The organism is Dyadobacter crusticola DSM 16708, from assembly GCF_000701505.1.
GTDB lineage: Bacteria > Bacteroidota > Bacteroidia > Cytophagales > Spirosomataceae > Dyadobacter > Dyadobacter crusticola.
Genome location: NZ_JNJB01000008.1, coordinates 285755 through 299476, shown reverse-complemented (window position 1 = coordinate 299476; position 13722 = coordinate 285755). Strand labels below are relative to the sequence as shown.

General features: G+C 44.8%; 13 protein-coding genes. 3 read left to right on the top strand and 10 right to left on the bottom strand.

Translation table 11 applies throughout. The features are described from left to right. Positions 1-20 precede the first annotated feature (20 nt). The 4 genes from Q369_RS0113985 to recQ all read right to left on the bottom strand — a co-directional run bounded on the left by Q369_RS0113985 (position 21) and on the right by recQ (position 6079). Positions 21-1214: an anhydro-N-acetylmuramic acid kinase gene (locus tag Q369_RS0113985; protein ID WP_031528422.1), complete on the bottom strand. Its 1194-nt coding sequence runs from the start codon at positions 1212-1214 to the stop codon at positions 21-23. An 82-nt stretch (positions 1215-1296) separates the two neighbouring features. Then, positions 1297-2406 (bottom strand): PSP1 domain-containing protein, encoded by a 1110-nt coding sequence (locus tag Q369_RS0113980; RefSeq protein WP_229206836.1) that lies wholly within the window; start codon positions 2404-2406, stop codon positions 1297-1299. A gap of 117 nt (positions 2407-2523) precedes the next feature. Beyond that, complete coding sequence (gene purD, locus Q369_RS0113975; RefSeq protein ID WP_031528420.1) at positions 2524-3813, bottom strand: phosphoribosylamine--glycine ligase; 1290 nt, start codon at positions 3811-3813, stop codon at positions 2524-2526. Positions 3814-3865: 52 nt separating this feature from the next. Next, entirely contained in the window at positions 3866-6079 is a 2214-nt protein-coding gene (gene recQ, locus Q369_RS0113970) for a DNA helicase RecQ (protein ID WP_031528419.1), read from the bottom strand. Between the two features lie 93 nt (positions 6080-6172). Between recQ and Q369_RS0113965 the strand changes: the two genes are divergently transcribed. Continuing rightward, the gene (locus tag Q369_RS0113965; protein WP_031528418.1) at positions 6173-7147 is read left to right on the top strand and encodes a KpsF/GutQ family sugar-phosphate isomerase; all 975 of its coding nucleotides are present in this window, start codon (positions 6173-6175) and stop codon (positions 7145-7147) included. Between the two features lie 43 nt (positions 7148-7190). On the opposite strand, the gene Q369_RS0113960 is transcribed toward Q369_RS0113965, so the two are convergent. From Q369_RS0113960 to rpmG, 6 genes are all read right to left on the bottom strand, one after another. Beyond that, positions 7191-7667, bottom strand: a complete 477-nt coding sequence (locus Q369_RS0113960) for a DUF4293 domain-containing protein (RefSeq protein ID WP_031528417.1) — start codon at positions 7665-7667, stop codon at positions 7191-7193. 68 nt (positions 7668-7735) lie between these two features. Further along, complete coding sequence (rimO, locus tag Q369_RS0113955; RefSeq protein ID WP_031528416.1) at positions 7736-9046, bottom strand: 30S ribosomal protein S12 methylthiotransferase RimO; 1311 nt, start codon at positions 9044-9046, stop codon at positions 7736-7738. Positions 9047-9186: 140 nt separating this feature from the next. Continuing rightward, positions 9187-9813 carry a PH domain-containing protein gene (locus Q369_RS0113950; protein WP_031528415.1) on the bottom strand — a complete coding sequence of 209 codons (627 nt, stop codon included), beginning with the start codon at positions 9811-9813 and terminating at the stop codon, positions 9187-9189. Continuing rightward, positions 9813-10775 carry a signal recognition particle-docking protein FtsY gene (ftsY, locus tag Q369_RS0113945; RefSeq protein ID WP_031528414.1) on the bottom strand — a complete coding sequence of 321 codons (963 nt, stop codon included), beginning with the start codon at positions 10773-10775 and terminating at the stop codon, positions 9813-9815. Before ftsY ends, Q369_RS0113950 begins: the two co-directional genes overlap by 1 nt. A gap of 146 nt (positions 10776-10921) precedes the next feature. Beyond that, the gene (locus tag Q369_RS28745) at positions 10922-11074 is read right to left on the bottom strand and encodes a DUF4295 domain-containing protein (protein ID WP_015813059.1); all 153 of its coding nucleotides are present in this window, start codon (positions 11072-11074) and stop codon (positions 10922-10924) included. Positions 11075-11101: 27 nt separating this feature from the next. Further along, the gene (gene rpmG, locus Q369_RS0113935) at positions 11102-11284 is read right to left on the bottom strand and encodes a 50S ribosomal protein L33 (protein WP_031528413.1); all 183 of its coding nucleotides are present in this window, start codon (positions 11282-11284) and stop codon (positions 11102-11104) included. Positions 11285-11560: 276 nt separating this feature from the next. Between rpmG and Q369_RS0113925 the strand changes: the two genes are divergently transcribed. Next, complete coding sequence (locus tag Q369_RS0113925) at positions 11561-12124, top strand: c-type cytochrome (protein ID WP_031528412.1); 564 nt, start codon at positions 11561-11563, stop codon at positions 12122-12124. Between the two features lie 86 nt (positions 12125-12210). Further along, a complete protein-coding gene (gatB, locus tag Q369_RS0113920; RefSeq protein WP_031528411.1) occupies positions 12211-13707 on the top strand; it encodes an Asp-tRNA(Asn)/Glu-tRNA(Gln) amidotransferase subunit GatB in 1497 nt (498 codons plus the stop codon). The last annotated feature ends 15 nt before the right edge of the window (positions 13708-13722 follow it).

Genomic DNA, 13722 nt, shown 5'->3' with positions numbered 1-13722 from the left:
TTAACGTTTTGAATTGGAGGTTAACCCGGAAATGAAATCTTGCCCATTGAAATGGACGGAACTCCTTCTTTTTTACCGAAATCGGAATATAACCCTGCAACTGCTTCATTCGCAAGTACAGCGAACAGCACGGCTTCTTTTGCGTCGCCGGAGATGCCGAGTTCATCAATCAAACCGACCGATTTCTGTAATCCACTGCTGATAGCTTCCATTAAAACGGGGTTGTGGGCCCCGCCGCCGCTTGCATATATTTTGTACTCCTCGCCTTCTTCAATGGAATCCTGGATGGCGGCGACAATAGTGTCCGCACTCAACTGAGTAAGTGTCGCAATCAGATCTTCGTTTGAAACAGGTGTTATGCCCGCCTTTTCAAGCGCGCCTTCCACGTATGCTGCGCTAAAAACTTCCGGGCCGGTTGTTTTAGGAAATGGGAGATCGAAAAAAGCGAGTGATTTTAACTCGTTTAACAGTGCCTGGTTTACATTCCCGCTTGCCGCAATGCGCCCATTTTCGTCGAATGGTTTGTTAAAAAGCTTTCTGACGAAATAGTCCAGTAATGTATTTCCGGGGCCTGTGTCAGTGGTAAAAACTGCCGCAGAGTCTAAATGCCCGGGCAGTAAGGTGAAGTTGGCTATACCGCCCATATTGAGCAATATGCGATTTTCATTTTGTTTTGAAAACAGATAATAGTCGCCGTACACAGCGAGCGGCGCACCTTCTCCTCCTGCTGCAATGTGTTTTTGGCGAAAATCACTAATCGTAATAATGCCGGTTTCAACAGCGATATGGTCACCATCACCAATTTGCATGGTTGCATTCGGGTACTTAGGTAGTTGGTGCTGCTTTCGGGGCGCGTGAAAAACAGTCTGCCCGTGGCTTGCGATCAGATCAATTTCAGTGGTAGAGATACCACATTCACGCAGGGATTGAACGACCATTTTACCATGCGTGATGCCAATGTAAGGATTGAGCACACAAAGCTGCTGAAAATCAATCTCACGTTTCGCAAATATCGTCCGGATATCTCTTCGAAAATCGTCTTCGTAGGGCACCGTGGTGAATTTTTCAAGCGATAATGAAGTGCTCGTGCCACTATCGCGGATATTACAAACTGCGATATCAAGCCCGTCCAGTGAGGTTCCAGACATCAACCCGATAATGCGCCTGGACTCATTCTGCGCGATTTTATGAAGCCGCTCTATGTGTTCTCTCATCGAATCATCGAAAAAAAGAAGTCAAGCCTTAAACGGGGACGCTTAGTCTTGACTTCTTATATAATTCGTAAAATCCGGGCAGTTACTTGTTCGCGGGCTGGTTTGGTGAAGCAGCCTGTGGTTTGTTCTGCGCGTTCGGATTGTTCTTGTTTTGTGCTGACCTGTTCTTCTTTTTCTTCTTTTTCTTCTTTTGCTCCTCGCTGTATTTTTTATCCAGGTTTTCAAGGTCGCTGTTCAATTTACCAGCACCTTTATCGAGGCTCTTTTCGGGCTCCGGCGTCAGGATTTCGAGTGACTCAGGAATGATATCCTTTTTATTCAGATCGATAATCTGCAACACCTTGTCGATTGCGACCGGGTACCAGTTGGTATCCTTGTCAAACCCGAACCACATGATCTTTTTGAAGATATCCGTTTTTTGGAGCGTAGCAATTCCTTTTTTGGTTTTCAAAGGCGCATCTACCGTCGGTATATCTCTTAATGCATCGATGTAAGTTTCCAGCTCGTAATTAAGGCAGCATTTTAACCTGCCGCATTGACCCGAAAGCTTAGCCGGATTCAGTGACAAATTTTGATACCGTGCTGCCGAAGTAGAGATATTCTTGAAATCAGTCAGCCAGGTAGAGCAGCAAAGTTCACGTCCGCAAGACCCCAGGCCACCGAGGCGGCTCGCTTCCTGACGCAGACTGATCTGCCGCATTTCAATCCTGACCTTAAATTCAGAAGCCAGCGATTTAATCAGCTCCCGAAAATCAACACGTTCCTCAGAAGAATAGTAGAACGTAGTTTTCGTATTGTCAGACTGGAATTCCACATCCGACAATTTCATGTTCAACTTCATTTCCCGGATAATCTCGCGGGTACGATAAAGCGTCGGCATTTCGCGCGCCATTGCCTGCGTATGCTTGTCCAGATCTTTCTCTGTCGCGATGCGATAAATGACGTGCATATCATCGCTTATCACCACGTTCTTTCGCTTCATCTGAAGCCTCACCAATTCTCCCTGCAGGGAAATAGTGCCTATATGCTGGCCCGAGGCCATTTCGCAGACAACATAGTCGCCTGTTACAAATTCCAATTGGTTGATATTGCGGAAATACTCTTTTCTTCCTCCCTTGAACTTCACCTCGACAACGTCAAAGCGCTGACCAGCAGGAACGTCCATGTGGCTGAGCCAGTCAAAGACATTCATTTTGTTACATCCTCCGGTTCCGCAATTCCCTTTACTTCCACATCCGGATACTGCTGTACCGCCGGTACCGCATCCCCCGGATGAACATGATCCGCATCCCATAGTTACTCCTCCTCATCAATCGTTATAACGTATTAAATCAACACCTATATCGTGACGGAAATATTTTCCTTCGAACTGTACAACCTGCGCTGCACGCTGCGATTTATGTACCGCATTTTCGAGTGAATTGGCCAGGCCGGTCAATGCCATAACCCTGCCTCCATTCGTCACAATTTCAGCATCTGCATTAAAAGTAGTGCCAGCATGGTATAAGTATACGTCTTCTACTTTTTCACTTCCGGTAATCACCTTTCCTTTTTCGTAATCACCAGGATATCCGCCGGAAACAACAACTGTTGTCACTGCTACCTGCGGTGATATTTGTATTTCAAAATCATTCAGCGTTCCTTTTGCTGTCGAGGCCATTAACATAGCCAGGTCCGATTGGATCCGCGGAATGACCACTTCTGTCTCAGGGTCACCCATACGGACATTGTATTCAATCACGTAAGGTTCGCCTTTTATATTCATTAATCCAATGAAAATAAAACCGACATATTTGATGCCTTCGCTTTTTAGCCCATTAAGCGTCGGTTTGACCACTTTTTCATCAACTTTTCTGAGAAAATTCGCGTCGGCGAAAGTTACCGGTGATACTGCGCCCATTCCGCCGGTGTTCAGGCCTGTATCGTTTTCGCCAATGCGTTTGTAATCTTTTGCCTCAGGTAATATTTTGTAATGCTCTCCGTCTGTCAACACAAAAACGGAAAGCTCAATTCCTTTTAAAAATTGCTCAACAACTACTTTATTGCCAGCGTCGCCGAATTTTTTATCCAAAAGCATTTCCCTGAAAGCAGTTTCTGCTTCGGCAAATTTCTCGGCAATGATAACACCTTTTCCGGCAGCCAGTCCGTCAGCTTTCAATACAATCGGCAGCGGGTGTGCTTCCAGGTATTCCAAACCAATTTCAAGTGTCTCCGCAGTGAAAGTTCTGGAAGAAGCGGTTGGAATTCCGTATTTCTGCATAAATGTTTTGGAAAAATCCTTGCTGCCTTCCAGCTGTGCGCCCGCTTTGTTCGGACCGATGATCTTCACGTGCGCCAGTGTTTCTTTTGATTCAAAATAATCGACAATCCCATTCACGAGCGGCTCTTCCGGGCCTACGATCACGAGCTCGATCTTATGTCCGATCACTGCATCGGCGATTGCATCAAAATCATTGTAAGAGATAGAGAGGTTCGTTGCTACACTTGCCGTACCGGCGTTTCCGGGCGCTACAAACAAGCTGTCACAAAGAGGGCTTTGGGAGATTTTCCAGGCAAAAGCGTGTTCTCTCCCGCCGGATCCCAATATAAGTATGTTCATAAGTTGGTTAAAAAAATCAATTGTTGGTTGGTACGGATCGTTTCACCAGTGCTTAATTAGCCAGCTCTGACAAGAACTTAATACGCATCAGCCTCAATTCTTCCTCACTGATTTCGTCGTTTGCAAATTCGTCGAGCGCAACGGCAATGTTATCAGTTTCGGCCGTCATAAAATAATCATATATATCCTGTTGCCTTTCGCGATCGATCACCTGATTGATATAGTAATCCAGGTTCAGCTTCGTTCCCGAGTAGCAAATATGTTCAACTTCTTCGATCACATCCGCCAGTTCCAGGTCTTTCACTTCGGCGATTTCATCCAGACTTACTTTACGGTCAACCTGTTGAATGATGAAAATCTTGATCTTCGACTTGTTTACAGTCGACTTAATAACCACATCTTTCGCAGTTTCGATCTCATTCTCCTCAACATATCTTGTGATCAGATCAATAAACTGCCGGCCAAACTTCTGCACTTTCCCCATTCCAACGCCATTAATCTGCGCCATTTCCTGCTGGGTAGTAGGATAAGTAGTCGCCATTTCTTCCAGAGACGGATCCTGGAAAATAACGTAGGGAGGCAGGTTTTTCTCTTTGGCTACCTTCTTGCGAAGTGCTTTGAGCATTCCAAGCAAAGCTTCGTCATACGCGTGGGCGCTTCCCCCGGTAGTGGCGGCTTCTTTGTCGTCGTCTTCCGGTTTGACCTCTTCTTCCTCGAAATTATGGTCTTTATGTAAAGTAACCTGGTAAGGATCATTCAGATAATTTGCTCCTTTTGCACTCAGCCGGATCACGCCATAGTTTTCAACGTCTTTTTCAAGGTAATTGAAAATAACAAGCTGGCGGATCGTTGATATCCAGTATTCGCGGGATTCATTCAGTTCCAGACCTTTTCCATAAACTTCCAGCTGATCGTGCTCATAACTTTTCACGTACTGGTTTTCAGTAGCTGTCAGAAGATCTGCAATATGTTCACAGTCAAAGCGCTGCTCGGTTTGTGACACAGCTTTTAAAACAAGGATTATATCTTCCTGAACCTTGGTCTTTTCAGTCGGCTTAACACAGTTGTCGCAGAACCCGCAGTCTTTTTCGAGGTACTCACCAAAATAGCTGAGCAGCTGGCGCCTGCGGCAAACACCGAGTGTAGAGTAAGCTACCATTTCATTCAGCAAATGGCGCGCATTATCCCGCTCGGTAACGGTTTTGTCTTTGTTAAACTTTTCGAGCTTCTGAATGTCTTCGTAGCTGTAGAACATCAGGCAGTTACCTTCCAATCCATCGCGACCTGCGCGTCCGGTTTCCTGGTAATAACCTTCCAGTGATTTGGGCACGTCGTAGTGGATCACAAAACGAACGTCCGGCTTATCGATCCCCATTCCAAAAGCAATCGTAGCCACAATCACATCGCATTCTTCATTCAGAAATGCGTCCTGGTTTGCCATTCTGGTATTACTGTCGAGCCCGGCGTGGTACGGTAATGCACGTACGTCGTTTACATTCAGCAACTCTGCTACCTCTTCAACGGTTTTACGGCTCAGGCAATACACAATACCAGATTTGCCTTTATTGTTGCGGATATACCGGATCAGCTGCTTTTTGACGTCCTTTTTCGGGCGTATTTCGTAGTAAAGGTTCTTTCTGTTGAATGAAGATTTAAAGGTTTCTGCCTCTTCCATTTGCAGGTTTTTCCGGATATCCTGCTGCACTTTCGGGGTGGCAGTTGCGGTTAATGCAATAATGGGAAGCTGGCCGATATTTTCGATAATGCCGTAAATCCGGCGGTATTCAGGTCTGAAATCGTGGCCCCATTCGGAGATACAATGTGCCTCATCAATCGCAACAAAGGATATTTTCACCCTTTTCAGGAAATCAAGATTATCTTCTTTGGTCAGCGATTCAGGGGCAATATAAAGCAGTTTGAGGCTTCCATCGAGCGCGTCTGTTTTCACGCGCGTCATTTCAGCCTTTGTCAAGGTGGAATTCAAAAACTGTGCATTAATGCCGAACGCGGTAAGCTGGTCGACCTGATTTTTCATCAATGCAATAAGAGGTGAAATAACAATCGTCAGTCCATCGCTGACCAGGGCAGGTAGTTGATAGCAAAGAGATTTGCCTGCTCCGGTAGGCATAATAACGAATGTATTTTTGCCAAGAAGTATGTTTTGAATAATTACCTCTTGGTCTCCCCGGAACTGACTATATCCAAATATTTCTTTGAGTTTTTCTTTTAACGTGTCTAGTACGACATGATCAACCTGCTTTACCATACTCTGTTAACAAAATGGTTATTCCAAACTTCTATATCTTTGTTTTTGAATTGAATATCCACAATTGTATTCCCTTTAAACTGTGTTTCAGATTTGAAATTAATAAAAAATATCCAGTCAATAGCAAAAGAAGTAATACGGCAAGAGGCAGAAGCTTTGTATACAATTATTGAACTGATTGATGATGAATTTGAAAGCTGCGTATATGCTATTTTAAATTCGGGAGGGCGTGTCGTGATTTCAGGAATAGGCAAGAGCGCAATTGTAGGGCAGAAAATCGTAGCTACTTTAAACTCAACGGGAACGCCCGCTTTGTTCATGCACGCTGCCGATGCGATTCACGGAGATCTGGGTATGATCCAGGATAATGATACCGTGCTTGTAATATCAAAAAGCGGGGATACGCCGGAGATTAAAGTGTTGGTTCCGCTTGTAAAAAGAACGGGTGTAAAAATGATTGCAATGGTCAGCAACAGAGATTCTTATCTCGCCCGAAATGCCGATTTCGTTCTAAATGCATACGCAGCGAAAGAAGCCGACCCGTTGAACCTGGCACCTACTACAAGTACCTCTGTCACGATGGCGCTTGGAGACGCATTGGCGATTTGTTTACTTGAAGCGAGGGGATTTACACACGACGATTTTGCCAAATACCACCCCGGAGGCGCATTAGGCAAGCGACTTTACCTGAAAGTATGCGACATATACCCGCACAATGCAATGCCCAAGGTTGCTGAAAAGGCTTCTTTGCAGGAAGTTATCCTCGAAATGACTTCAAAAAGGCTGGGCGCTACGGCGGTAGTGAAAGCTGAAAATCAAATGGCTGGGATTATCACCGACGGCGATTTGCGCCGAATGCTCAAAGAGCACAAAGGCACAGAGCTGCTTGACCTCAAAGCAAGTGATATTATGACAGCCACTCCCGTGACTGTTTCACCGGATGAGTACGCTGTGAATGCGCTGGAAATCATGCAGTCCCGGAGTATCACCCAGGTAATTGTGGTCGAAAACAATGAAGTACTCGGGTTCGTCCACCTGCATGATCTGCTGCGCGAAGGATTGGTTTGATTGTTGTACCTGCCCTTCGACTGCGCTCAGGGTGACAAAAGGTCTACCTGAAACGCTTTGATTGCTGCACTGTACGCTCGTCTTTGCGGATAAAACGATTTGCAAAAACATTGGCGAGCATTGCGCCTACGAGTCCATAGAAGCCGAAATCGTATTTGCCAGGCAATTCAGGATCAAACAATTTAGCCGCTTTGTAGAAAGTGAAGTAAATAACAAGTCCCATTATAACTGTCATCAGAATCGAGTTCACAGCGCAAAGTGCAGATTGTAAAACGCGGTTTTTATATTGAGAAACGGCGTAAGCAGCCACACCGGCCACCAGAATCGCTAAAATGATCAGGTAGTATACGGGTTGAATGTTTGCTTGCACCGGATCTACCTGGTGCGTCAGTTTCGTCGCAGTCAATATGGCACTTTCATCGCCTGAAAGTGCAATTTTACTCCAGATCGGGAATGCTAGGAATAAACCCATTCCTACGATGGTAATGGCTAAAAAAACAGTCTGTATTCTTTGTAACATTTCTTTAATTATTATTTCTACAAAAATCTAAAAGGCAAATCGAAAAACACAGGAAGAAGGCGAAAAAATCAGGAAACAATATCTCCGTACAAATCAAATTCTTCTGCTGCATTGATTTTTACATTTGCAAAATCGCCTAAACGCACGTACTGACTGGCTGGTACCAGTACTTCATTGTCCACTTCCGGTGAATCAAATTCAGTCCGGCCAATAAAATGCCCGCCTTCTTTCCGGTCGAACAGCACTTTATAAGTATTGCCAATTTTGTTCTGGTTCAATTCGTAAGAGATACCCTGCTGCAATTCCATAATGGCGTCGGCACGTTCTTGTTTGATCTCGGAAGGAACGTCATCTTCCATTGTAAATGAATGGGTATTATCCTCATGTGAATACTGGAATGCGCCCAGACGATCGAAACGCATTTTCTCCACAAAATCATAAGTTTCATCGAACAGAGATTCCGTCTCTCCCGGGTGACCGACGATCAATGTAGTACGCAATGCGATTCCGGGCACTTTGTCGCGGATACTATAAATCAGGGATTCTGTTTTTTCGCGTGTAATTCCTCTCCGCATTGACTTCAATATCTCTGTTGAGCCCGTTTGCAGCGGCATATCGAGGTATTTGCAAACGTTACTGCGCTCGTTCATGATGTCCAGAATGTCCATTGGAAAGCCAGCCGGGTAAGCATATTGCAACCTGATCCATTCGATTCCTTCAACATCCGAAAGCTGAGCAATCAGGTCGGAAAGGTTTCTTTTTTTGTAAATATCCAGACCATAGTAAGTCAGGTCCTGTGCGATGAGGATCAGCTCCTTGGTACCTCTTTTTGCAAGTGACTTTGCTTCTTTTACCAGCTCGTCAATCGGACGGGAAATGTGGCCGCCGCGCATAATGGGTATCGCACAAAAACTACATGGACGATCGCAGCCTTCTGCTATTTTCAGGTAAGCGTAGTGTGTGGGTGTTGTCAGCAAACGCTCGCCAACGAGCTCGTGTTTATAATCTGCTTTAAGCGTTTTGAGCAATCGGGGCAGTTCATTAGTACCGAACCAGGCGTCAACAGTCGGGATTTCTACCGAAAGTTCATCTTTGTAGCGGTGCGACAAACAGCCGGTAACATATACTTTATCCACCATTCCCGCCGCCTTCGCATCAGCATAGCGTAAAATAGTGTTGATAGATTCTTCTTTGGCATTATCGATGAATCCGCAAGTATTGATTACTACAATCTGCGAATCATCTTTTTTCGACTCGTGGGCAACGGTAAAACCGTTTCCTTTGAGCTGCGTATACAAAACTTCCGAGTCAACCAGGTTTTTGGAGCAACCCAGTGTTACGATGTTGACTTTGTTTTTTACTATTCCTTTGGTTTTCATTGGGATTAGCTATTAGCGGTCAGCTTTTAGCTATTTACTTTTTGAATGGAAAATTGAATGGATGCTGTCACCAGCGAAGTAGTTGATTATGAACTACAAAATGGGCTGCAAAGTTCGGGAAAAAATATCAGAATACGAGGTCAGGGCATGAGCGGATACCTGCGCCTGTAAAGTTTGACCGGAATTTTCTTGAAGTATTCCATGATTGCCGGTACACCTTTAGCCTGACCCGAGATGTAAAAACTGGCGTTGCCGGTCAGGTTAAATTTATAGTATTGAAACAGAAACTTCGACCCCTGGTTGCTATAACATTCCACGCTTTCAATGGTATCTTCTCTGAGGACATACTCTTGTTCGTCTTTCTCCACCCAAACTGTTTTAGTAGCAGGCTCAAAAGTGATTATCAGTTTTTTCGAATGCTTCCAGTGATTGATATACAAAATCTGAATCCAGGCAGCGAAAAAAAGCATAGTCAATACCAGCAGAGAAAGCATCAGGTATGCTCGCCAATCGCCGTTTGAGGGATAAACATCCAGATTAAACAGAGTCTTAGTGGTAAAACCTGCCATCAAGGTGAACAGGTATGCGAAAAAGATGTCGGTGGTTAAAAAGAAATAGGAGATTGTAGTTTTATAAGCCCGCGGCTCTTTCAGGACTTTGTAGATTTCATTGCTTTGGCGGGCTCCAATAATTACCACGGCCAAGAGTGGCCCTGCACTTCCGCCCAGCGCAATTACTACTAGAATAAAGGTCTCCCAATTGGTCACTATCCAATTTTCTTAAACAAAGAATCTACGAATTCGCTTCTGTCAAATACCTGCAAATCATCCATTTTCTCGCCGACACCAATGTACTTCACCGGAATTTTAAACTCGTCTGAAATACCGATTACCACGCCACCTTTGGCTGTTCCGTCCAATTTGGTAATTGCCAGGGCAGTAATTTCAGTGACTTTGGTAAACTCGCGTGCCTGGATTACTGCATTCTGCCCGGTACTTCCGTCCAGCACGAGCAAAACTTCATGCGGCGCGTCAGGGATGATTTTCTGCATTACCCGTTTGATCTTTGAAAGCTCGTTCATGAGATTGACTTTCGTATGCAAGCGGCCTGCGGTATCAATGATAATCACATCGGCGCCTATTTCCCCGCCCTTTTTTAATGCGTCATAAGCAACTGCAGAAGGATCGGTATTCATACCGTGATCGATGACGGGTACGTCAACCCTTTTCCCCCAAAGTTTCAGCTGATCCACTGCCGCGGCGCGAAATGTATCTGCTGCGCCTAAAACAACTTTGTGGCCGCGCTGGTGAAACTGGTGTGCGAGCTTTCCGATGGTGGTTGTTTTACCGACCCCATTCACACCTACCACCATGATCACGTAGGGTTTGGGCAGGTGCTGTGTCTCAAAACTGTCTTTGATATCAACGGATTTATTCTCTGTCAGCAAGGCTGCTATCTCTTCCCGTAGAATGCTGTCAAGCTCCGCCGTAGTTGCATATTTGTCCCGCGCCACGCGCTCTTCAATGCGTTTGATCACCTTCACTGTGGTTTCAACACCTACGTCGGAACTTACCAGAATATCTTCCAGCTCATCGAGAACATCTTCATCAATCGTGGTTTTGCCGACAATAGCGCGTGAAAGTTTGCCAAAGAAGCTGTCTTTGGTTTTTTCAAGGCCTTTATCTAGTGTTTCTTTTTTCTCCTTTGAAAAAAAGCCGAATAAACTCATAATCCAAGTATGTTAATGGATCAAAAATAAAACAAAAAAAGTCCCGAAAGGGACTTTTTAGTAACTCGATGTTTAAAGCCTGGTCTTCGACTGCGCTCAGGCTGACAATACTCGAAGGCAATTGTCAGTCTGAGCGCAGTCGAAGACTAGTTTTTCAATGCACCTTGAACACCATCAAGGGGTACGATTTCTTCTTTGAAGGTATAAGCTCCTGTTTTAGGAGATTTCACGGCTTTGATCACTTTCGCGAATGCTTTACCGCCTTCTTTTTTCAGGGTAGCAACTACTTTCTTTGCCATGTCTGTATATCGTTAAAGTTTTGAAACTTATTTAATCTCTTTATGTATAGTATATCGTCTCAGGAAAGAATTGAACTTTTTCAATTCCATACGGCCTGGCGTATTCTTGCGATTTTTTGTAGTCACGTAACGTGACATTCCTGGAACACCGCTATCTTTTTGTTCTGTGCATTCCAATATAACCTGCACTCTATTACCTTTCTTAGCCATTGCTTTAAATCATTTTTACAAACAGGAGTGCAAAAGTAACAACATTTAATTTAAACACAATAATCAAGTCAAAAATATCGGTAGAAATTTTAGACGTTTTTACAAAACAACCCATTGCTTAACAGATTGTCAGACAAACCCGTAACTTGTACAAACTTGTCTGGAAAATCTAATTTCTGCCGCCTGAATGAAGGAAATATGAAGCAAACATGCTTTCTTCGTGTGGATGTTTGCATACAATCCTTAATCTGGCGGAAAATTTTAAAATTTAAAACAATGACAATCAGTAAAAGCACTTCTTTGGCGGTTATGGCCTTGGCAGTTTACTTCATTACAGGCTGCTCTTCAAAAGAAGATCGTGATAAATACGACCATTATTATGGTTCAGGCAGTAAGTCAAGAGAGGAAACAGCGCTTGTAAAGCTGGCTAACGACAGAAAAAATCAACCTGAGGTAGCGGCGGCAGCTCCGGCGCCGTCAGCAACACCTGCTGCTCCCGCGGCGGGCGGTGCTGCGAATGGCGGTGATACAGCAGCAGCTGCAGCACCTGCGGCAGAGGCTCCGGCAGCAGCAGCTGCTCCGAAAAGAAAGCCAGTACCTGCAGATGTTTCAGCCTTGTTGAACAAACATGCATGTTTTGCCTGCCACCAGGCTTATGATAAAGTAATTGGTCCGGCTTATTCGGATGTAGCTAAAAAGAAATATTCGGTTGACGAGATCGTCGCGCTCGTACACAGCCCGAAACCTGAGCATTGGCCCGGATTTCCTCCAATGGCACCTATGCCTCATGTTCCAAAAGCGGACATTGCAGTGATTGCCAACTGGATCAATTCATTATAATACGGACTTCAAAGCCGTTAATCTGCGGGCCGTTCATGCTATGGACGGCCCGTATGCATATCTTTATATAGCATTTATCACTGATTATGACTTCAACTACCCTGCAACCCGCTGATATCACAGATGAACTTCTAGCCACTTATGAAACGGTGATCGGGCTGGAAGTACACTGCCAGCTGTTGACGGAATCCAAGCTTTTTACCCGGGATATCAATCTTTTTGGAACAGAACCGAATACGAATATTGGTCCGCTGACACTTGCATTGCCTGGAACACTTCCTAAAATCAATAAAAAAGCAGTGGAATATGCAGTTCGGCTGGGGCTAGCGTGCGGCTGCTCTATCAGCAGAAAGACTGTTTTTGACCGTAAAAATTACTTTTACCCGGATCTTCCAAAAGGATACCAAATCTCGCAGGATAAAAAGCCCGTTTGTGAAAATGGAGGAGTGACCATTTCGACTAAGGATCCCGCAGGAAAGGCGACTGAAAAGACAATACGTTTCCACCACATTCACTTAGAAGAAGATGCAGGAAAATCTGTTCACGAAGGCGATCAGGTTGAAACCTTGCTGGATTATAATCGTGCGGGAACTCCATTGGTAGAAATGGTATCAGAGCCGGATTTGCGGTCAGCAGAGGAAACTGGCGCTTTTGTTACCGAGATACGCCGGCTCGTTCGCTACCTTGGTATCAGCGACGGTAATATGGAAGAAGGTTCGCTGCGTTGCGATGTAAATGTGTCGGTAAGGAAGCATGGCGCCGAGCAGTATGGTACCAAGGTCGAGATCAAGAACATGAACTCGATCCGGAATATGATGCGGGCGATCAGTTTTGAAGAAAGAAGGCAGGTTGCATTGCTGGAAAGCGGAGGGACTGTACAGCAGGAAACCCGGATGTTTGACGTAGAAAATGGTCAGACGTATGGAATGCGCGTAAAAGAGACGATGAACGATTACCGTTACTTCCCTGATCCGGACCTGGCTCCGGTGGTAATTTCGGAAGAGTGGCTAAACGAGATAAAGAGTAGCATGCCTGCATTGCCGCATGAATTAAGGGAGAAATTTGTAAATCAATATGGTATCCCTGCTTACGACGCAATGGTGCTGACGGATACCAAAGAGATCGCGGATTATTTCGAGGCAGTGTGCAGTAAAACGTCGGCTTACAAAGCTGTTTCTAATTGGTTAATGGGACCTGTAAAGTCATTTCTGAATGAGAATGGCGGAAATATCGCACTGTTCCCAATCAGTCCGCAAACCCTGGCAGATCTGATCGAACTATCAGAGTCGGGTACGGTGAGTAACTCGGTAGCGACGCAAAAGATATTTCCGCTTCTGCTTACTGAGCCGCAGAGCGTGCCAAAGGAAATTGCATCAGCTAATAACTGGCTGCAAAACAGCAATACAAACGAGCTGGAATCGTTGGTAGAAGAGGTAATTAATTCAATGCCAGACAAAGTATCAGCTTACCGGAAAGGCAAAAAGGGGTTGATCGGGTTGTTTGTTGGAGAAGTAATGAAAAAATCAAACAATACTGCTGATCCTAAGCTGGTAAACCAGTTGCTGGCGCAAAAATTATCATAAAATAGTTTCTTAACA

Bases quoted from the DNA above. Each gene is read 5' to 3' on its own strand.
- gatB (WP_031528411.1), top strand. From the start codon at position 12,211: ATGACTTCAACTACCCTGCAACCCGCTGATATCACAGATGAACTTCTA.
- rpmG (WP_031528413.1), bottom strand. From the start codon at position 11,284: ATGGCTAAGAAAGGTAATAGAGTGCAGGTTATATTGGAATGCACAGAA.
- Q369_RS0113980 (WP_229206836.1), bottom strand. From the start codon at position 2,406: ATGAATGTCTTTGACTGGCTCAGCCACATGGACGTTCCTGCTGGTCAG.
- recQ (WP_031528419.1), bottom strand. From the start codon at position 6,079: ATGGTAAAGCAGGTTGATCATGTCGTACTAGACACGTTAAAAGAAAAA.
- purD (WP_031528420.1), bottom strand. From the start codon at position 3,813: ATGAACATACTTATATTGGGATCCGGCGGGAGAGAACACGCTTTTGCC.
- Q369_RS0113925 (WP_031528412.1), top strand. From the start codon at position 11,561: ATGACAATCAGTAAAAGCACTTCTTTGGCGGTTATGGCCTTGGCAGTT.
- Q369_RS0113985 (WP_031528422.1), bottom strand. From the start codon at position 1,214: ATGAGAGAACACATAGAGCGGCTTCATAAAATCGCGCAGAATGAGTCC.
- Q369_RS28745 (WP_015813059.1), bottom strand. From the start codon at position 11,074: ATGGCAAAGAAAGTAGTTGCTACCCTGAAAAAAGAAGGCGGTAAAGCA.
- Q369_RS0113960 (WP_031528417.1), bottom strand. From the start codon at position 7,667: ATGTTACAAAGAATACAGACTGTTTTTTTAGCCATTACCATCGTAGGA.
- ftsY (WP_031528414.1), bottom strand. From the start codon at position 10,775: ATGAGTTTATTCGGCTTTTTTTCAAAGGAGAAAAAAGAAACACTAGAT.
- rimO (WP_031528416.1), bottom strand. From the start codon at position 9,046: ATGAAAACCAAAGGAATAGTAAAAAACAAAGTCAACATCGTAACACTG.